Source organism: Rothia sp. HSID18067, from assembly GCF_003989445.1.
GTDB lineage: Bacteria > Actinomycetota > Actinomycetes > Actinomycetales > Micrococcaceae > Rothia > Rothia aeria.
Window position 1 is genome coordinate 635513 of the sequence record NZ_RBMF01000002.1, and the last position, 19600, is coordinate 655112.

General features: G+C 57.6%; 22 protein-coding genes. 7 read left to right on the forward strand and 15 right to left on the reverse strand.

Annotated features, from left to right (window positions below; translation table 11 throughout):
* Positions 1-37 precede the first annotated feature (37 nt).
* A complete protein-coding gene (locus tag D8M23_RS07790) occupies positions 38-757 on the forward strand; it encodes a metal-dependent transcriptional regulator (protein ID WP_006888374.1) in 720 nt (239 codons plus the stop codon).
* A 24-nt stretch (positions 758-781) separates the two neighbouring features.
* Here the strand turns inward: D8M23_RS07790 and D8M23_RS07795 are convergent, their stop codons facing one another.
* From D8M23_RS07795 to D8M23_RS07805, 3 genes are read right to left on the reverse strand one after another with little or no spacing between them, the layout of a single operon-like run.
* The gene (locus D8M23_RS07795; protein ID WP_126854313.1) at positions 782-1657 is read right to left on the reverse strand and encodes a metal ABC transporter permease; all 876 of its coding nucleotides are present in this window, start codon (positions 1655-1657) and stop codon (positions 782-784) included.
* The gene (locus D8M23_RS07800; protein ID WP_126854314.1) at positions 1654-2454 is read right to left on the reverse strand and encodes a metal ABC transporter ATP-binding protein; all 801 of its coding nucleotides are present in this window, start codon (positions 2452-2454) and stop codon (positions 1654-1656) included. Before D8M23_RS07800 ends, D8M23_RS07795 begins: the two co-directional genes overlap by 4 nt.
* Positions 2455-2471: 17 nt before the next feature.
* Complete coding sequence (locus D8M23_RS07805; protein WP_094758557.1) at positions 2472-3437, reverse strand: metal ABC transporter substrate-binding protein; 966 nt, start codon at positions 3435-3437, stop codon at positions 2472-2474.
* A 383-nt stretch (positions 3438-3820) separates the two neighbouring features.
* On the opposite strand from D8M23_RS07805, the gene D8M23_RS07810 reads away from it, so the two are divergent.
* Complete coding sequence (locus D8M23_RS07810) at positions 3821-4906, forward strand: 2,3-butanediol dehydrogenase (protein ID WP_126854315.1); 1086 nt, start codon at positions 3821-3823, stop codon at positions 4904-4906.
* 105 nt (positions 4907-5011) lie between these two features.
* Here the strand turns inward: D8M23_RS07810 and D8M23_RS07815 are convergent, their stop codons facing one another.
* The 6 genes from D8M23_RS07815 to D8M23_RS07840 form a co-directional block, all read right to left on the reverse strand.
* Complete coding sequence (locus D8M23_RS07815; RefSeq protein ID WP_126854316.1) at positions 5012-5890, reverse strand: hypothetical protein; 879 nt, start codon at positions 5888-5890, stop codon at positions 5012-5014.
* A 151-nt stretch (positions 5891-6041) separates the two neighbouring features.
* Positions 6042-6248, reverse strand: a complete 207-nt coding sequence (locus tag D8M23_RS07820) for a hypothetical protein (RefSeq protein WP_126854317.1) — start codon at positions 6246-6248, stop codon at positions 6042-6044.
* A complete protein-coding gene (locus tag D8M23_RS07825) occupies positions 6248-6667 on the reverse strand; it encodes a hypothetical protein (RefSeq protein WP_126854318.1) in 420 nt (139 codons plus the stop codon). Before D8M23_RS07825 ends, D8M23_RS07820 begins: the two co-directional genes overlap by 1 nt.
* A 138-nt stretch (positions 6668-6805) precedes the next feature.
* Positions 6806-7681, reverse strand: a complete 876-nt coding sequence (locus D8M23_RS07830) for an alpha/beta fold hydrolase (RefSeq protein ID WP_126854319.1) — start codon at positions 7679-7681, stop codon at positions 6806-6808.
* A 29-nt stretch (positions 7682-7710) separates the two neighbouring features.
* Complete coding sequence (locus D8M23_RS07835) at positions 7711-8514, reverse strand: exodeoxyribonuclease III (RefSeq protein ID WP_126854470.1); 804 nt, start codon at positions 8512-8514, stop codon at positions 7711-7713.
* 401 nt (positions 8515-8915) lie between these two features.
* The gene (locus D8M23_RS07840; protein WP_126854320.1) at positions 8916-9527 is read right to left on the reverse strand and encodes a TetR/AcrR family transcriptional regulator; all 612 of its coding nucleotides are present in this window, start codon (positions 9525-9527) and stop codon (positions 8916-8918) included.
* A gap of 115 nt (positions 9528-9642) precedes the next feature.
* Here D8M23_RS07840 and D8M23_RS07845 point away from each other — a divergent pair, with 115 nt between their 5' ends.
* On the forward strand, positions 9643-10281 hold the full coding sequence (locus D8M23_RS07845; RefSeq protein WP_161971663.1) for a GAP family protein: 639 nt from the start codon (positions 9643-9645) through the stop codon (positions 10279-10281).
* Between the two features lie 110 nt (positions 10282-10391).
* Here the strand turns inward: D8M23_RS07845 and D8M23_RS07850 are convergent, their stop codons facing one another.
* The 5 genes from D8M23_RS07850 to D8M23_RS07870 all read right to left on the reverse strand — a co-directional run bounded on the left by D8M23_RS07850 (position 10392) and on the right by D8M23_RS07870 (position 15665).
* On the reverse strand, positions 10392-11474 hold the full coding sequence (locus D8M23_RS07850; RefSeq protein ID WP_126854322.1) for a diacylglycerol/lipid kinase family protein: 1083 nt from the start codon (positions 11472-11474) through the stop codon (positions 10392-10394).
* Positions 11475-11682: 208 nt separating this feature from the next.
* A complete protein-coding gene (gene serS, locus D8M23_RS07855) occupies positions 11683-12984 on the reverse strand; it encodes a serine--tRNA ligase (RefSeq protein ID WP_126854323.1) in 1302 nt (433 codons plus the stop codon).
* 115 nt (positions 12985-13099) lie between these two features.
* Entirely contained in the window at positions 13100-14065 is a 966-nt protein-coding gene (pheA, locus tag D8M23_RS07860; RefSeq protein WP_126854324.1) for a prephenate dehydratase, read from the reverse strand.
* 216 nt (positions 14066-14281) lie between these two features.
* The gene (locus D8M23_RS07865; protein ID WP_126854325.1) at positions 14282-15148 is read right to left on the reverse strand and encodes a spermidine synthase; all 867 of its coding nucleotides are present in this window, start codon (positions 15146-15148) and stop codon (positions 14282-14284) included.
* Positions 15149-15347: 199 nt separating this feature from the next.
* Positions 15348-15665, reverse strand: a complete 318-nt coding sequence (locus tag D8M23_RS07870) for a thiamine-binding protein (protein WP_126854326.1) — start codon at positions 15663-15665, stop codon at positions 15348-15350.
* A gap of 239 nt (positions 15666-15904) precedes the next feature.
* On the opposite strand from D8M23_RS07870, the gene pta reads away from it, so the two are divergent.
* Positions 15905-17998, forward strand: a complete 2094-nt coding sequence (gene pta / locus D8M23_RS07875; protein ID WP_126854327.1) for a phosphate acetyltransferase — start codon at positions 15905-15907, stop codon at positions 17996-17998.
* A gap of 119 nt (positions 17999-18117) precedes the next feature.
* On the opposite strand, the gene D8M23_RS07880 is transcribed toward pta, so the two are convergent.
* Positions 18118-18420 carry a nucleotidyltransferase family protein gene (locus tag D8M23_RS07880; protein WP_126854328.1) on the reverse strand — a complete coding sequence of 101 codons (303 nt, stop codon included), beginning with the start codon at positions 18418-18420 and terminating at the stop codon, positions 18118-18120.
* A 67-nt stretch (positions 18421-18487) separates the two neighbouring features.
* Here D8M23_RS07880 and D8M23_RS07885 point away from each other — a divergent pair, with 67 nt between their 5' ends.
* Genes D8M23_RS07885 through D8M23_RS07895 form a run of 3 tightly spaced genes read left to right on the forward strand, consistent with a single transcriptional unit; the run spans position 18488 to position 19524 of the window.
* Positions 18488-18811 (forward strand): metal-sensitive transcriptional regulator, encoded by a 324-nt coding sequence (locus D8M23_RS07885; protein ID WP_070521596.1) that lies wholly within the window; start codon positions 18488-18490, stop codon positions 18809-18811.
* Between the two features lie 57 nt (positions 18812-18868).
* Entirely contained in the window at positions 18869-19084 is a 216-nt protein-coding gene (locus D8M23_RS07890; protein WP_070626928.1) for a heavy-metal-associated domain-containing protein, read from the forward strand.
* Between the two features lie 2 nt (positions 19085-19086).
* Complete coding sequence (locus D8M23_RS07895; RefSeq protein WP_126854329.1) at positions 19087-19524, forward strand: hypothetical protein; 438 nt, start codon at positions 19087-19089, stop codon at positions 19522-19524.
* The last annotated feature ends 76 nt before the right edge of the window (positions 19525-19600 follow it).

Below are 19600 nucleotides of genomic sequence, written 5' to 3' on the forward strand. Positions count from 1 at the left end.
AGCGCACCACAAACACCAACTTAGGTAAACTTGACCTATGCCATTGTCAGAACTGTCCGCCAGCACCCAGAACTACCTCAAAGCTATCTGGAGCCTTGAGGAATGGTCCAATATGCCCGCCACCGCATCAGCGCTCGCCGAACGCATGGGGTTACGGGCATCCTCAGTTTCGGACGGGCTTAAACGCCTGGCGGCAGCTGACCTCATTGAACATCAGCGGTACGGCACCATCGAACTCACCGAACTGGGGCGCACCTATGCGGTGGCGATGATCCGCCGCCACCGCCTTATCGAAACTTTCCTTGTCGAAACCCTGGGGTACACCTGGGATCGGGTGCATGATGAGGCCGAAGTACTCGAACACGCCGTCTCAGACTTCATGATTGAACGCATCGACACGGTACTTGGGCACCCCAGCCGCGACCCGCACGGCGACCCCATCCCAGACGCCTCGGGGCGCATCTCATTCCCGCATACGGTGCCGCTGAGCCAGTGCGAACCGGGCGAGACCGTTGTACTGGAACGCATTAACGACAGTGACCCCAAGCTGCTGCGCTACCTGTCCGAGCATGGTTTCACTCCCGGTGCGCACCTGGCGATCGAAGAGGGCGCACCGTTCTCCGAGGCCATTAATGTGCGTGTTGTCGCACCAGCGGATGCAGGCGCTGCATCCGCCCAAACCCCTGCTGCCCCACCACAGACCACCGTGCCATTGGGGGCAGCTGCCGCAACCGACCTTTTCGTCTCTCGCCCCTAAGAACCGCCCAACGATGCGCGTCTGCTACCCGTGTACGGCAGGGCTCTGCTGCGCACGATGGGCGGCGCGGGCCCGTCCCAACACCCCGTGATGCGGGGCGAATAGGTACGCCAGCAGGAACAGCACCCCCTGAGTGAGCACCACAGCACCACCGGGGGAAACATCCATGTAGTAGCTGCTGTAGAGGCCAATAAGGGTGCCCATTAGCGAAACACCCACCGAGATCGCCAGCATCACGGAGAACCGGTCGGTGAGCAGACGCGCGGTTGAGCCTGGAATCACCAGCATCGCCACCACCAGCACCACTCCCACAATTTGCAATGCCACCACACTGGTGAGCGCCAACATGACCAGCAGCATACCGCCCAGCAGGCGCGGCCGCAGACCGATTGCGTGCGCAAAACCTGGGTCGAAGGCGTACAGCACAAAATCACGACGCTTCACCAACAGAACAGCCCCCACCACTGCGGCAAGGGCAAGCACCTGCCACACGTCCAGCCACGACACCCCCAGCACGTTCCCGAAAAGAATGTGGTTAAGGTCAGTATTTGAGGGCGTTACAGAGATAAGGATCAGCCCGAAAGCAAAGAGGGTGGTGAAAACGATACCGATCGCGGCATCCTCACGCACCCGCCCGCTGCGCTGTACCGCACCAATGAGCGCAACCGCCACGAGGGCGGCAATAACCGCCCCCACGGCGAAGGGGGCACCAGCGATATAAGCGAGCACCACCCCCGGCAGCACGGCGTGGGATATCGCGTCCCCCATTAGCGACCAGCCAAGCATAATAAGCCAGCAGGACAGCAGCGCACAGACAGCCGCGGCGGCCACGGTGACTAGGACGGCGCGCATCATAAAGGGCAGGGTGAGGGGCTCCGTCAAATAATCCAGAATACTCATTCGTTATTTACCCTTTTCACCTGCTCGTCGGTGTTGTTCGCTGCGTTTTTCTCTGGTGTGGACGGGCTGTGCCCGGTATTAATGTGCATACCAAACGCCTGCACCAGGTTTTCTGGGGCGAGTACTGCCTCGGGGGTGCTGTGCATGAGCACAGTTTTACGCAGCAGCACCGCCTCATCAGCGAAGGAGTGAAGCGACGCAAGGTCGTGGGTTGACACCAGCACCGAGGCGCCGCTATCACGCAGCTGTTTGAGAACGTCAATGAGCATCGCTTCGGAGCGTTTATCAACCCCGGCGAACGGTTCATCAAGCAGCAGCAGCCGTGCGCCTTGGGCGATAGCGCGGGCCACAAAGGCCCGTTTACGCTGCCCACCCGATAGTGCCCCGATCTGCCGCGCTGCGAGGTCGGTAAGCTCCAGACGCTCTAACGCATGAGCGAGTGCTTGCTTGTCCTTACTGTGCAGACGGCGGGTGGGCCCCAGGGTACGGTAGCGGCCCATCGCCACGACATCGCGCACCGATACGGGAAAGCTCCAGTCGATCTCCTCGCTTTGCGGCACGTAGCTGACAACACCGCTTTTACGGGCGGCGGCAGGGTCACCTCCGGCGATCTCAACGGATCCGGTGTGGGCGGGTGTAACGCCCATAATCGCCTTGAACAGGGTCGATTTCCCCGAGCCGTTCATGCCAATAAGCCCGCAGATACTTCCTGCCCCAAGCCTAAATGTGGCGTCGTGCAAGGCCTGTACCGAACCGTAGTTCACACCCAAGTTCTCGACGTTCAGTAGCGTTTCCATACTCTGCCCTACACCCATTACTGCTTACCGGTCAGACCTTTCACAATGGTTTTCGCGTCGTGGCGGATCATCTCCAGGTAGGTGGGTACCGGCCCGTTAGCGTCTGAGAGCGAGTCCACATAGAGCACCCCGCCAAATTTTGCACCGGTCGCATCAGCCACCTGCTGCATGGGGTTGTCCGAGACAGTGGATTCGCAGAATACGGCGGGCACTTTATTGGCTTTGACGAAGTCAATAGCGGAGTTAATCTGGGAGGGAGTTGCCTGCTGCTCAGAGTTCACGGCCCAAATGTATTTCTCTTTCAGTCCGGCATCTGCGGCCAGGTACGAGAAGGCCCCTTCGCAGGTGACAAGGGCCCGCTGGTTCTCGGGCAGGGTGCGCACCTCATTGGACAGTTCGTCCTGTACGTCCTGCAGCTGCCGTTTATAGTTTTCGGCGTTCTTTTTGAAGTCTTCGGCGTGGTCGGGGTCGAGTTTACTGAACTCCGTCACCATATTATCCACGTATTTCTGCACGTTTTTGGGGCTCATCCAGGCGTGCGGGTTGGGTTTGCCCGCGTAGGCGTCCTCAGAAATATTCATGGGGGTAACGCCCTCAGAGACCGTGGCGTGCGGGGCGTTAGCTTCTTGCACGAACTTAGCGAACCAGGTTTCTAGGTTAAGCCCGTTGTCGAGGATTAAATCGGCGCTGTGGGCTTTTTTAATGTCGCTGGGGGTGGGCTCGTATTCGTGGATTTCAGCCCCTGGTTTGGTAAGGGACTCCACGTTCAGGTGGTCACCCGCCACGTTCTTAGCAATGTCAGCCAGCACGGTAAAGGTGGTGAGCACGGTCTTCTTACCATTTCCGGACGATGCGGGGCCCGCACCTGAGCAGGCGGTTAATAAGAGAATGAACACGCTGAACATTGCAAGGGCTGCGATGCGGATGCGTCGGGCGGCATTGTGGGTGTTATGCCGTGTAATGAAAGCCAGTGGAGTAAACATCGGTTGTCTTTCTATATGATGTGCTGATACTTCGTAGTGTCTGCGTTTTGCGCGGGTGGTTCTGCGACTGTGAAAACCACCTACTTTGTGGATGCTATTAACATTAGTTCGCCTAGGCGAACTTTACAACTTAGGCGGCATGGCATGGAAAAAATTAAGGCTCCACTCAACGTCAAGAAAAAGCCTACAGAACGCTATAGAACACAGAACTGCACAATCTATTGAGAATAATTCCTAATAGCATCATTGCGCGTCATATACGCAAAAATACGCCTAAAATCTAGGCTTTTTAGACACATCGGAGTACCTTAAAAAGGTGAGAAGCATGCGATTCTCACCCCAACCACTCACAGGGGCCAGCGCCCCAGATTAAGGAGTCTCCCATGAAGGCAGCTCGTTTCTATGACCGCAACGATATTCGTATCGAAGACATCCCGGCCCCCAAAGTAGCCCCCGGTGAAGTACTCGTTAAGGTCGCCTGGTGCGGCATTTGCGGCACCGACCTGCACGAATACCTCGACGGCCCCATCTTCTGCCCCCAGCACGGGCACCCGCACCCCATCTCGGGTGAGGATTCCCCCGTCACCATGGGCCACGAGTTCTCTGGCGTCGTGAAAGAACTCGGCGAAGGCGTCACCGACCTGGAAGTCGGCGACCATGTGGTTGTTGAGCCCTACATCATTGATGACGCAGTGGATGTTGGCCCCGATTCGAAGACCTACCACCTGTCAAAGAACATGAACTTTATTGGCCTGGCAGGCCGTGGCGGCGGGCTCTCCGAAGTTGTGAGCGTCAAGCGCCGCTGGGTCCACAAGATCTCCAAGAATATTCCTCTTGACGAGGCGGCACTTATTGAGCCGCTCACCGTGGGTGTGCACGCTGTTGAGCGCGCCGGCGAAATCCATGAGGGCGATTACGCGCTGGTGACCGGCGCAGGCCCGATCGGCCTGCTCACCTCCGCAGTGCTTAAGGCAAAGGGCGCTAAGGTCATTATCTCCGAGCTGTCACCGTTGCGTCGCCAGAAGGCGCTCGACTCCGGGGTTGCAGACTACACCTTCTCCCCCGCCGAGACCGATGTGCTCGCTGAAATTCAGAAGCTCACCAATGACCGTGGCGTGGATATTGCCTTCGAGTGCACCTCTGTTCAGCCCGCGCTCGATTTGATCCTGGATGCCATTAAGCCCACCGGTAAGGTCGTGGTGGTCTCCATCTGGGGCAAGCCTGCCTCGCTGGATGTGCAGAAGCTGGTGCTGAAAGAAATCGACCTGCGCGGCACCATCGCCTACGTGAATAACCACCCCGAGAGCATCGCTCTCGTCGAGTCAGGCAAGCTCGATCTGAAGCCGTTCATTACCGGCAAGATCGTCCTGGAAGACCTGATTGATAAGGGCTTCGACACCCTGATTAACCACAACGAGACCGCTGTGAAGATCCTCGTCACCACCGACCCGGAGCTGCTGGCACAGTAGTTCTAGGCGTACCGTTTAGTCAGAGCGACGGTTTCAAACGCAATAATGCCCCGCGCATTCACCTTTACACGGTGGATGCGCGGGGCGTTTGTAACGGGTGAATGTTTAGCCGCACGCCCAGTCGAAGGTATCGGACTCAAGGTCAAGCTGAGCGTTTCCGCCGCCGAAATTCATGACGTCCATCTCCTCGAACTCAATGTACCAAGCAGTCAGCCCCTCCGGCATATTCTGCACACAGAACACGGTACCGCCCAAGTGACACCGCCCGTACAGCGACTCCGCCCACGGCTTATCATCGCGCGTGTCTGGGTCGTAAGGATCCTCGTACCCGTTAGAGCAGACATCCTTCGGGGTCATCTCACCGTCCGGATCGGACGTGTACTCATACACCGGCGCAATCCCAGCGTTCGGGTCGATACGCTCCACCAGCCCCAGAGTACGCTCACACTTCTGCCGTGTATATGTGCTGTAGGCACTATAGCTCTCGGCGTCCTCCCGATGCTCGCCCCGACGGCGCACATCTTCCGGGCCGTGCGAACGCCCCGAAAACTCAGCCTCAGTAAGGAAAATTGTCGCGTACTCACTATCAAGAATATCGGTGAGAATGCGGCACTTCGGGTGCGGGGTGTACTCTGCAAGCTGCACCAGGAACGGGTCGTCACTATGCGGGTCGGGTACGGCCCGTTCACCTAGCTCAGCGAACTGCCCATCCCCAGCGAAAAATGAGACAGCCACATATTCGGGGCCTTGCGTGCGGTACTCCTCGGGCAGGTGCAGGGTGAAGATATGCTGCATGGGCAGTCCCGAATGGGAGCTGCGCGGCCACTGGTTATCTGGAATATTCGGGCCAGCATTTCCCAACCAGCCGCTCTCAGTTACTTTATCAGGGGTGGAGTCCATGTCGCGGTTCATCGCGTCATATGACCACACGCGCTCCGTCGCGCCTTCGGGAGTGTGGTCGAAAACAATATCGTAGGCTTTCACAGATGCTTCTTTCTGCGTTAATGCGGGTTATTCCCCTCTAGCATAGGCGTTCCGGCAGCTCAGAAGTAGCTGGTTGGTCATCCGCACACAACAAACCCGCACGAAACGCGCCATCGTTGGCGGCCCGTGCGGGTATTCTGCTAAAAACCTGTTAGATATGGAAGGTTTTGTAGAACCAGCGGCGTATTGGGTTCATCGCCTGAATGCGCTCCAACTCGGCAATACGAGCCTTCATACCTGCAATGGCTTCTTTGGCTTCATTAATCTCACGTTGGTTACGCTGCAAAAAATCTTTGCGCTCCTCGGGAGTAAACGACTTAACGTCGCGGCGCTCACCACGATAAAAAACGGTCGTCATTATTCCTCCCCTTCTTCTAAAAGATCCAGTATAGTCCTATTATCCGGATGCTCCAGCTCATTTTCAAGATATGCAGACTCCTCTACATACGAGGAATCTGTAGCATCTTCTTTACCACTCAAATATTCTTCAGCAACCACAGTAGCTATCTTAAGATCATCAACTTCAAGCTCCGAGTCACTGTAGTATTTCAAAATAACTTGCTGTGCCAGTGTGCGTTCAAGTTCCTTATCGCTATCCACATGCTCAACTGCCCATTGAATACGGTCGCGAAAATGGGTGCGCACCGCCTCCCGAGCACGTGCCTGGTTGGTTCTATAGGCTACCCTAATCGTAAAATATGCGGCACACACCGCGAGTAATCCTGAGGTATTACGGGCTACATCGCCCAGCACACCCCACGTTTCAGGACTTATCATGGTCACTCCCTAAATATCATTGCCTTCACCATAGCAGGGAGCGGTCGATGCATGTCGGCCTCTTCGTAACGGCCTCACAGGGGCATACGGTTCGCCCGTCAAACAGTTTCGGTGCAGAATCCGGGGGGGGGAGACGGGTTACCCGACCAGCTCTTCCCGCAGGGCGTTCGCCACAAATTCGGACTGATCCAGCTGGCTGAATGCATAGCTTTCCGGCACGGGAACCACGCGCGCATCCGGCATACGGGAGGCTAAACGACGCGCATTCTCGATCGGGAACAGCTTCGTGGTATCGGCCCACAAAAACAGGGTCGGGTGCTCAAACCGTTCCAAATCCCGCGCGGACTGCACCGTATATTTCGTAGAAATACCCTTCAGCACTTTCGCCAAATCACGGCGAACCCCGGCATTTTTCAGCGGCGCAATAATGCTATTCCACTCGGCAGCGTCAAGCTCGCGTTTCACTAGCCACCCGAAGGCAATCGGCAGGCGGCGCACCCACCCCAGATGCAGGGCTGCTCGGAGCGCCTGCATGGTTCCCGGAATGTACGCCCCATACTGTAGGTAGCGTAACGGCAGGGGCAAGAAGTTATTCTCGGTATCGCATGAGAGCAGCACCAAGCGCTTGAGTCCTGCGGGTTCCTGCACCGCCGCCAGCTGAGAAACTACCCCGCCGGTATCGCTGCCAATGAGGGTAAACCCGTGCGGGCATAGCTGTTCTGCCGCTTCGTTCACGGCCTGCGCCAGCTCGGCAACGGTGAGGGCTGCATCTTCTCGGGCGGGAATAGTGTGACTCCCCAAGGGAATATCGAGGGTTATGCACCGAAAATCTTGGGAGAGATTCTGCGCCACTTCGCCCCAGACATCCGAATTCGTCAGCAGCCCGTGCACAAACAACAGGGTCCTCTCGCCTGCGGCTTCACGGGGACCACCGTATTCACGCCAGCGAAGCTGACCGATTCGGGTTTCTGCGCTGCCCGTCGCCACCGGTTCAGAGGTAAGGTTCCGACTCATACTGTCTCCTCACATCACATGTTTAGCCTCTAGTCAGCAAGCTCAATCACCACGGGGGTATGGTCGCTCGCACCGTCCCCTTCGCGCTCTTCCCTATCGATCCAGGCGTTTTCCACACGGGCGGCGAGCGCCGGGGAGCACAGCTGAAAGTCGATGCGCATCCCCTCATTCTTCGAGAACCGCCCGGCCTGGTAGTCCCAGTAGGTGTACTCGCCCTGGGTGTAGGGGCGCACCGGATCGACGAGCCCTTCATCATTGAGCAGGGCATAGAACGCCTCGCGTTCGGGGGCGGAAACGTGGGTGAGGTCGTTCTCCCGGAAAAAGTCGATATCCCACACGTCGGTATCTTCGGGCGCCACATTCCAGTCACCGACGAGCGCAAACTGTGCGGCAGGGTCGGCGTGCAGCCAGCCGTTGACGTTGGTGCGCAGCTGGCGCATCCACTCCATTTTGTATGCCATGTGCGGGTCGGTGAGCCCGCGCCCATTCGGCACGTATAGACTCCAGATACGCACGCCGTTGCAGGTGGCACCGATGGCCCGCGCCTCAACTTCGGCGGGGTCTCCGGGTTTTCCGAAGGCGGGCTGGTTCGGGAAGGTTCGTTCGACACTGTCGAGCCCCACGCGGGATGCAATTGCTACCCCATTCCACTGGTTCAGCCCGTAATGCGCCACCTCGTACCCCAGGAATTCAAAGAGCTCGAAGGGGAAGGTTTCATCCTTGGTTTTGGTCTCCTGCAGGGCGAGCACGTCGACTTCGGTTTTATCGAGCCAGTCCTCGATGCGGTCGGCGCGGGCGCGAATGGAGTTCACGTTCCAGGTAGCAATCTTCATGTACACCAGCTTACCGTGTGCGGCCTGCCACACACCTTCCATAGCTTAATGGAAAAATTGGCTGTTTCTTCCAATATGCCCCTGCGCAAAGGCCTGTAAATGGAAAAATCCGCTATTTTTTCCATTGAGGGACACTCGATGGCCTCGGCTGACGCATCACAACCTGCAAAGTATCGCACTCTCAAGAGCATTTTTCATGAACGTGGACAAGCTGCCGCGCACGCCGAACTCGACCGGCGCCTTGAAGGCTACTCCACTTACACTGCGGACTTTATGGTGGGCGATCATCAGAGCTCTTCTACGTTGCCACCAATGACATCGTTGATGCCCAGCAACGCATCCTACAACGCGAACGTGACATTGACGCTCTTCTGCGTGTGCTCCCCTGTTAGACTTCCAAATTATTTTTGTGGTATTAAATCAGCAATCTCACGCTCGATATCGTCAAGAGTTTTGCGCAATTCTTCCTGAATATCCGCAGGGTTTATGTAACTAGGATAGATAATTTCTTGCGCAGCCAATCCGTCAAGCACCCAGTGTAACCGACGTGCCAGTTGTGCGCGACGTGCTTTATCAAGGACGCGATGCACGTCCAAAGCATCGAGCGAAGCCTCACAGACCTTAGCGATTTCTTGCCCTTCCTCTAGGCGACCTGTTGGTCGAGCACGTTCAAGACGGCCCAACTCCGCATATGCAACGATCTCTCGTTTACGCATAGCATCAAGCGGAAGAAGCTGTTCACAGGCTTGCTCCACACGCTGCCGTACCGTAAGTTTTTTATCTTGTGCAATAGCTGAAATACGACTTCCGATTTGTCGCGTCAGGTAGCTTGAGACGTAACGCAGAAGCTCATCATGCACAGGGAAATAGTGTCGGATTGATCCAGCTGAATACCCAGAATAGTTGGCGACAGCTCGAACACTGGCGTTCATCAGACCATCACGAGCAATGAGTTCAAAGGTAGCTTGCGCAATGTCATCTCGACGCTGCTGATGATCAACATTTTTCGGCACATGTCTATCTTACGTCTTCCGTCTAAACTGTATGCTAATTTTAATAATACAGTCGTACTAAAACCATCACTCCGCTCCCAGGAGGTTGCTCTTGTTCTTCATGACACTTCTCAGCTTGGCTCTTCTCGATTCCCTTAGCACAGGAACACTAGTCGTACCGCTTATTTTTCTGGCGCAACCACGATTTCAGGTACGCACACTAGCCCTTTATTGCTTCACGTTAGGGCTGTTCTACACGGCACTCGGCACCCTTCTTCTACTTGGTGTAGAAGCTATCACTTGGAACCATCCTATCTTTTCATCCCAAGGACGCTACTGGATTCAGCTGATTCTAGGGGCTATCCTCTTCGCATACGGTGTCCTCTCACCCAGCCCTGACAGCCGCGCCAGCGAAATAAAATGGCGCACCCGTCTCGAAAAAGTCACCAATCCGCGCGCAGCAATCTTTATCGCGCTTCTCGCTGGGGTTCTCGAAGCTGCAACTATGCTCCCTTACCTTGCCGCCATCAGCATGCTTAACACCTGGGATTCCACTATTATCACTAAGCTCATAGTGCTGATGGGTTATTGCCTCATAATGTTCATCCCTGCTGTTACCCTCTTGGTAATACGCCGTCTTGCTTCATCATGGATCACACCTAAGCTTGACCATTTTGTTAGCTTAGCAACCCGTAACGCCGATGGAGCCATACTATGGATAGCTGCAATTATCGGTTTTCTCATGGCAAGGCAGGCGTATACAGAGATTTTTTGACCTTCGCCCATATATTTCTAGGAGCTATCGTGTAAACCGTCGGCACTGCTGCCGTCATAAATTACCCAGACTAACCGCATATCGGGCCACAAGCCCTACCCCCGAGTAAGTTATGTCAGCCGGTGCGCATCCGGGTGAATATTAACGTGAATAGCGGCAGGAATAATATGCGCGCATATATGCGACGCGAACGGGGCCGGGTCGCCGTCAACCTCCACGGGCTGAGGCTCGTCCAGCATCTCAAGCTCAACCTTGTGCCCCACAAAATGGCGGATCATCGGCATTTCTACACGCGGTGCCCCCAGCAGGGTACGGCGCATAACCTTTGCGGTGAGCAGCCCCCATTCCAGCACCGTGCGCGGGGACGCCACAATCACCTCAAGGTTACCGTCGTCCAAATCGGTCATATCGGTCAGCTGAAGCCCGCCCTGAAGCCGCCCGCAGTTAGCGATCAGTACCGACCGCACGCGGGTTTCAATCACTGGCTCATCATCCATTTTTAGCCGCACCATATGCGAATGCCCCATCATATGCCGCAGCCCCGTGCGCACATAGGCGAGCCACCCAATACGAGCTTTAAGCTCCTCCGTGGTATCGTTCATCACCAGCGCGTCAAATCCGGCACCACTCATAACAAAGAACGTATGTTCGGTTTTTTCGTAGCTGCCGGGGTCGGTCACCATCCTAATGGCATCCACCGTCTGTTGCACCCCATTAAGCGCAATATTGACACAAGAGGCGACATCACCCACCGGCAGGTACAGGTTGCGGGCGAGCAAGTTACCGGTGCCCAACGGGATAATACCAAGAGTCGCTTGCGACCCCTGTAACGCCGTGGCTACGGCACGAACCGTCCCGTCCCCGCCAACGGCGATCACGGTATCCGCGCCTTCAGCCAGTACCTCACGGGTGGCTTCCCCACCGGGCTCGTCAATGCGGGTAGTGCGGGTAATAGGTGCGGGCCAGCCGTTCGCTCTAATGGTGCGTTCAATAATGCCAACAGCGGCGCTAGCCCCGCCTTTACTTGGGTTATACACCACGCCCACGCGACGCATATCGCCGGTGGGGATTGTTCGCCAGATACCAAGCGGGGCCACAATTTTCTGCGCATGTGAACGGGCACGCGCCACCAGCGCAGCGGTTGTTGCAGCTAAGGCTGATGCGCCAATAAGTTTAGAACGCGAAATGGACATACTTTAAGAGTAACGCTTTTTAGAGACCTAAACGCACACTAGAAGCTGAAATAACACTGTACGGTAGTTAGTACTGCCCTCTTCCCGGGGTGCGCCGCAGCACATCCATTTCAGTAATATCCCCATGTTAACACACCGCTCTTGGGCTGCTAATGGGTTCTCACACGATGAAACGGCAGGCTTAGCGACTCGGCGAGGCGCCCGTTTTTTACACCACAGGAATAACCTCAGCACCGCCCATATACGGGCGCAGTGCTTCAGGGATACGCACCGAACCGTCGGGCTGCTGGTGTGTCTCCAGAATCGCCACAACCCAACGGGTAGTCGCCAGGGTGCCGTTGAGGGTTGCGACCGCGCGGGTACGACCTTTGCGCACATTGCCCGCATCGTCTACGGTGTCTGCGGTACGTTCGCGTATGTTCAGGCGGCGTGCCTGGTAGGTGGTGCAGTTCGAGGTCGAGGTCAGCTCGCGGTAGGTGCCCTGGGTGGGAACCCACGCCTCACAGTCGAATTTGCGTGCGGCAGAGGTGCCCAGATCCCCTGCGGCGGTATCAATCACGCGATACGCAAGGCCGCATTTTTGCAGCATTTCTTCTTCGAGGGCGCGCATCTGCTCGTGTATTTCTTCCGCCTGTTCCACCTGGCAGTAGACAAACATTTCGGCCTTGTTGAACTGGTGCACGCGAATGATACCGCGGGTATCTTTACCGGCGGCACCGGCTTCGCGGCGGTAGCAGGATGACCAGCCCAAGTACTTCTTGGGTCCGTCGCTAAGATCGAGTATTTCGTCCATATGGTAGCCCGCAAGCGCCACCTCCGAGGTGCCGACCAGGTACAGGTCGTCACGTTCAAGGCGGTATATTTCGTCGTCGTGCTTGACGTTGAACCCGGTTCCGTTCATGATTTCGGGGCGCACGAGGGTGGGGGTTGTCATCATGGTGAAGCCGTTGGCTGTTGCCAGATCTAGCGCCATCCACATGAGCGCCTGCTCCAGACGGGCAACCTGCCCTTTGAGGAAGTAAAAGCGCGAGCCGGAGACCTTGGCGCCACGTGCCATATCGATGCCGCCGATGAGTTCGCCTATTTCCAGGTGGTCGCGCGGTTCAAAACCTTCTGCGGCGAAATCGCGGGGGGTGCCGACTTCTTTGAGCACCACAAAGTCGTCTTCACCGCCGGTGGGTACGCCGTCGATAATCAGGTTTTCGATGGAGCTTAGCAGCTCTTCATATTCGGCGGTTTTCGCCTCAGATGCCGCTTTCGCATTTGCCACGTGGGCGGCGAGTTCTTTCGCCTGCGCTACGAGAGCGGGTTTCTCTTCCTTGGGTGCCTTCGCCACCTGTTTACCGAAGGCGTTCTGTTCGGCGCGCAGGTTCTCGTAGGTGCCGATCGAGGCGCGGCGTGCGGCATCCGCCTCAAGAATACGGTCTACGTGGGCTTCGTCTTTGCCGCGTGCTCGCTGGGAGGCGCGGAAAATCTCGGGGTTTTCGCGGAGGAGGTTAATATCAATCACATATCAATAGTACCCAGTCGCCCCCAGCCGTAAAAAGAGCCTTTATGCGAATAAAGCGGGATTCCCAACGCTTTATTCGCATAAAGGCTCTTTTTATACGGTCGCGGGGGGCGGTTTAGCGTTTCAGATGCGCCGGTCGCCCACCAGGGAAGAGCGATTCCACCCATGCGTGGGCAGCATCGAACGAATTCTCGGAGTGGATGCGCGGCGCAACGGTGGGCTGCCGGTCGGCGCGCGGATATGATCCCAGGTATTTAATGCCGGGCGCTATGCGGTGCAGGCCGCGCAGGGCATCGCGCATCCGAGCCTCATAAATATGCCCGTCTGCGTCCACGCTGAACATATAGGAACCCATCTGCCTGCCGGTGGGGCGCGATTCGATGCGGGAGAGGTTAACGCCGCGCGAGGCGAACTGTTCGAGCAGTTCCAGGAGCGCACCCGAACGGTTTTCGGGAGTGCCCTCTCGATTTTCGGGCAGAGGGATCGTGAGCGTCGTCTTATCGGCACCGGTAGGATCTGGAATATCTGCGGTGCTGCTGATAAGCACAAACCGGGTGACGGCATTTTTGTTATCGCCAATGTCTTCGGCGAGCACATGCAGGTTGGGGTGAGTTGCCAAAAGCGCGGGGGAACAAATCGCGGCATCATACGCGCAGGAAGGGTCAAGCAGACCCACGGCTGCTGCCGCGGTGGAGGAACCGGGCAGGTACTCGGCGGTGGGGATAGTCTCATCTGCCCATTGCCGCACCTGAGCCCAGGCGTGCGAGTGGGTTGAAACGGTTTTAATGTCTTCCAAAGCGAGCGGATGCGCCGCGACCAGCACGAACCTGATGGGTACCAGAACCTCGCGGATAATGCGCATTCCCTCGGAAGCCGCGATCGCATCAAGAGTAGCGCTCACCCCGCCTTCGACCGAGTTCTCAATGGGCACCATGGCGGCATCCACGTCGCCACTGCGAAGACGTTCGAGCGCATTAGGCACGCTGGTGGCGGGAATGCGTTCGGCACCGACCGCGCCGGGCACGGAAAGCAGGGCGGATTCGGTGAAGGTGCCTGAGGGTCCAAGGTAGGTGTATCGCATGGGTTCAATCTTAGCGCGAGGCGCCGCAGCGCGAACCGGGCAGGCAGGTGATTTCGGGATGCGGGATACCCCCAGATTCGGCACGACCCCATCCCCACCAGCAACCCTTGCGGCAGGCGCCTCATAAGCGCAGGATGGCTCAGGGCGAAACCTCCATAGTAGAGCGTGCGTTCTATTTTATGTGGCCGTAAGCGGCCGATGCCCTATCAGTGGAAGCTACAGGCGGGCAAACTGCCGGGTTTGTGCCGAATCCCGGTACTGCGCCGGCACACCGCCGCCCATGAGCGTTCGCGAGATAGCCGCCGCCTCAGCTGAGCCTGCCGCTGGCAGCGGACTGTGCGATGCGGCAATAATAATATTGCCCCGCCGCCTGCCCTTGAGCATCGCAGCATCAGCCACCAAGCACACCTGCTCAAACACCTCAAACAGGGCAGCCACCTCAGCGCGTGCACCATCCAATGAGGGGCCATCCCCGCAGTTGAGAATATACAGCCCGCCGGGCGCCATGGAGTGATCAACCTCCCGTACGAAATCCACGCTTGTAAGTTCCGCTGGGGTTTTATCTACCGCGAACACGTCGCGAATAACCACATCGCGCGATGCCGGGGCGAACGAGCGAGTGACGGTGCCCGCATCGCCCACCCGAATTTTTACGCGCGGCGACTTAGGAATATCGAACCACTCACGCACATATTCGGCCAGTTTGGCATCAAGCTCCACAACGGTATTGCGTGAATTTGGGTATACGTCCGCGCAGTAGCGCGCTAGAGAACACGCCCCGCCGCCCAGATGGGTAATACGCAGCTTGTCGGGATTAAGGTGAGTCTGAATATGCGAGTCGAGAACCGCAGCAATCCAGCGCATGTACTCAAAATCGAGCATGCGCGGCTGCCCCACTATCACATGCGAAGACTGCACCCCGTTGACGAGCAGAAGCCAACCATCAGCGTGGTAGCCATCGGGCACCAGCTCAGCCTCACCGGTCGAAATGGGGTACACACCGGCGACTGCACCTGGTGTGTTCGGATGCTCGGAGCGCTCAGCGCGGCGTGAGGCAGCGGTGCGGTTTTTCTTTTTCGCCATGCACATAAGCCTACGCTAGGTTCGGGCAGCAGCCGGGTGGGCAACCATCGAGGAGCCTAGATACAAGACCCCGCAATAGCCGTGTGAATCTCACGGACTGGCGGGGTGCAACTTCTAGGTGCCCTTCGCGTCGCATCACTGGCCGACATAGAGGCTCACAGACCCCAAGAAGCAGCTGCGCCGAACCCTCGCGGCGTGGTTACTTCCCCGAATCCAGCTGCTCTATGGCGGCATTAAGCCGCTGCACCTTCCCCTCAATCTCCCCGTGGTCATGGCCGGGGCGGATATCCGCCTTAATCACCAGCGAAACGCGCGGGCCGTGCTTGCCCACAGCCTCCGTGGCGCGCCTAATAACGTCCATGCACTCGTCCCACTCCCCCTCAATCGTGGTGAACATGGGCCCGGTCTGATGCGGCAGCCCGGATGCGCGCACAATCGCCACCGCATCGGCGACAGCACGGTGGATCGACCCATCAGGGTCACTAACAGTGGGGGCTACAGAAAAAGCAAACAACATACTCCCATGGTAGTGCGAACCCAGAAGATAGGAACACCCCCTGCCGCAGGCCCCGAACCCAGCCACGAACACAACCCACACCCACAACATCCCATGAAATACCACACACCACAACATATAATGTGTGCCACACCCCGGAAGCATCCTTAGAATGGAAAAGACAACACAAACTCGACGAGAGTCGCCCACACCCCATAGACGGGCCACCCCCGCCGAACGTTCAACGCCAAAGGAGCACTATGACCACCGGCATTTATCTCTCGGCGATGACCCAGGATTCAGGCAAATCCCTGATCGCCCTAGGCCTCGCCGACTCCCTCGTAAAACGCGCCGACCGGGTAGGTTTCTTCCGCCCCATCTTTAAGGGCGAAACCACCCACGACGACCCCATGATTCGCCTCATGAAGGAGCACTTCAACCTCTCCGATAAACAGGTAGGCGGCGGCGTCTCCCTCACCGAGGCGCTAGAGTTCATCGCGGAAGGCAATACCGAAGAAATTTCGGCCCGCGCGGTTTCCGCCTACGAAGAAATTGCCGCCCACAGCGATGTTGTGGTCGTGGACGGCATATACCTGACCGCACAGAACGCGCTCGCTGTCGAGTTCGACCTCAACGCCCAGGTTTCCCGCGATTTGGGTCTGCCCGTAATCGCTATTGTGGGTGCAAACGATGCATCCCTCGAAGAGGCAACCAACGCTGTGGAGGTGGCCCGTTCCGAGCTTAAGGCGGCTAAGGTTGATCTGTTCTCGATTATCGTCAACCGCGCCGACCCCGAGCTGCGTGAGAGCATTGAGAAGAACGTCAAGCTGGGCGAGCACAAGTTCCCCGTCTACGTTCTGCCCGAGATCGCGGAACTGGGTAAGCCCACCATCGCGGAAGTTGTTGAAGCCCTCAAACTTGACGGCTCGCACCTGAAGAAGGAAGACCTTGACCGCGATATTAGCGAAGTCAAGATCGCCGCAATGACCGTCTCAAACTTCCTGAACCAGTTCACCGATGGGGACTTCGTGATTGTTCCCGGTGACCGCGCCGACGTTGTGGCCGCAACCCTCGCATCCGCGCTCTCCCCCACGTTCCCGGCACCTTCGGGCCTGCTGCTCACCGGCGGGCTCAACGAGCTTCCCGGGAAGCACACCGCCGTGGGCAGCCTGCTCGATAACGCCCCCTTCCCGGTGCTATTTACCGAGCGTGACACCTTCAAGTCGGCGCGCGCTGTCTCCCGTGTGCACGGCAGTGTGATCAGCGGCCAGGCCCGCAAACTTGCGAGCGCATTCGGCGGCTGGGACGAGTACGTGAACCAGGAAGAGCTGCTTTCACGCCTTGAGTTTGAGCGCCCGGCTTCGATGACTCCGCTGCGGTTCCTGCACAACCTGATTGAGACCGCCCGCGCGAACCGCCGTTCCGTGGTTCTGCCGGAGGGGTACGATGTGCGTATTCTGCGTGCCGCCGAGATGATTGCGCGCCGCGATTTCTGTGACCTGATTCTGTTGGGCAACCCGGATAAGATTGCGGAGATCTGCCAGTCTGAGGGCATTAACCTGCCCGCCTCAATCCGTATTATCGACATTGAGAACAACGAATACAGTGAAGACTTCGCAGCAACCTACGCCGAACTGCGCGCCCACAAGGGCATGACCATTGAGGCCGCGCGTGAACGCATGAGCGACCCCTCGTATTTCGGCACGATGCTGGTGTACAAGGGTATTGCGGACGGCATGGTCTCGGGCGCTATTAACACGACCGCGAACACGATTCGTCCCTCACTGGAGTTCATTAAGACCCGCCCGGGCACCAAGATCGTGTCTTCGGTGTTCCTGATGCTCATGGAAGACCGCGTGCTGGTGTACGGCGACTGTGCCGTGAACCCGAATCCGAACGCCGAGCAGCTGGCGGATATTGCGAAGGCTTCCGCCGAGACTGCACGCCAGTTCGGGGTTGACCCGAAGGTGGCTATGCTCTCGTACTCGACCGGTACCTCCGGCTCTGGTGCGGATGTGGATGTGGTGCGTGAGGCAACCGAGATTGTGCGCGCCTCTAACCCGGATTTCGCGGTGGAGGGTCCGATTCAGTACGATGCGGCCTCGAACATGTCGATCGCTTCCACTAAGCTGCCCGGCAGCCAGGTGGCGGGCCAGGCGACCGTGTTCATTTTCCCCGACCTGAACACCGGCAACAACACCTACAAAGCTGTGCAGCAGTCTTCGGGTGCACCCGCCGTTGGTCCTGTGCTGCAGGGTCTGCGCAAGCCCGTGAACGACCTTTCCCGCGGCACCACCGTGGAGGACATCATTAACACGGTGGCGATCACCGCCATCCAGGCGCAAGGGATGTAAGCCGCAGTTAAACACCACGAACGCTTCAACCAAAAACCAGATAAAACCCCGGAGTGCAGCAGTGTTTCTGCGCCCCGGGGTTTTTCTGCTTCAACCGATGATGTAAGGGTCTGGAACTTTCACAACGGCAGCTCCGTCAAGTCGGGTTCGATGTAGGGGCGAAAAACAGGCTTAATAGAGGTCAGCACATCGACCGGGTACCCTGTAATCTGCTCAAGCTCCTCAGATAACCGCAACAATACGCCGTAATCTGGGGAGTCTTTCATCTCTACCAAAAAATCAAGATCACTGGCGGGGTTAAGCTCGCCGCGTGCAGCGCTGCCGAATAGGTGCGCTTTAACCACCCCATACTTCCGCAGGGTATTGAGCACCGTTTGCTCGTGCGGAAGCGTATAGACCGGTTGAGGGTGTGGTGCACGCATAAAGCCAATATATCAAATCACTTCACCACCTCTTGAGGTATACCCCCCTAGGGTATACACTGAATCTATGACAAAGCATGATTCCTCAGCACAGCCACACGGGTATACCCCAAATAAGGAGGCGCATTTGAAGCGCCTGCGCCGCATTGAGGGGCAAGTGCGCGGTATCGCCCGCATGGTTGAGGAAGACAAGTACTGTATTGACGTGCTCACTCAGGTCGCGGCGGTTTCCAAAGCGCTTCACGCGGTCTCTCTCAACCTGCTCGAAGAACATATGGGGCATTGCGTCACCAACGCCGCGATTGAATCCGAACGTACAGGTGATGCGACGATCGTTGACGAGAAAATCAAAGAGGCAACCGCCGCCATATCCCGCATGATGCGCAGCTGACACGCGGGCGGCGCATCCACAAGTTTTGTAATTCCAAAAATTCTGGAAGGAACCATCATGGCAACCACCACCGTCAAAGCAACCGGCCTCACCTGCAACCACTGCGCCATGAGCGTGAGTGAAGAAGTCGGCGAAGTTCCGGGCGTCACCGGCGTGAACGTAGACGTGGTCAAAGACGGCGTTTCAACCGTCACTATCGAGCACGAAGGCACCCTCAACGCACAAGCCGTAGCGGATGCCATCGTTGAAGCTGGCTTCACTCCCGCCGTCTAATCATGGCGTATTCTCCGCAGTATCAGGCAATGGCGGTCGGGGCGGTGCGCGCACTGATGGGCACCGAGAACATTCACCTGACCGAGGCGATTTCCCGCGTGGCACGGCAGATGGGGCTCGACCCTGATCTGCTGGATGCGTGGGTACGCGACTCCACCCCCTATACGGCGCGCGAAGATCAGCGCGGGCTGAAACGGCGGGGCGCATCGCGTATACATTCCTCACAGGATCAGACGGCGAATACCTCCGCTGACGGCACCGGCGATAAGCTGCATCCCGGTGTGCACGGCTCCGCATACGACGCCCTCGCTCAACGCCGCACATTCAGGCGTGCTGCCGTCACGCGGGTTCGCGGGGTGAACGATCGAGGCTCGAAACTAACTGGGCAGCGACCGCGCAGCAACCGTGCCGATGGACTGCCGGACGAAGGCGAAGTATAGATCAGGGCGGCCTGCGGCAGGCGCATCCGCAGCAGGCAAAACCCGAAGACAGCACAGCATCGTGAGCATTGAGAAC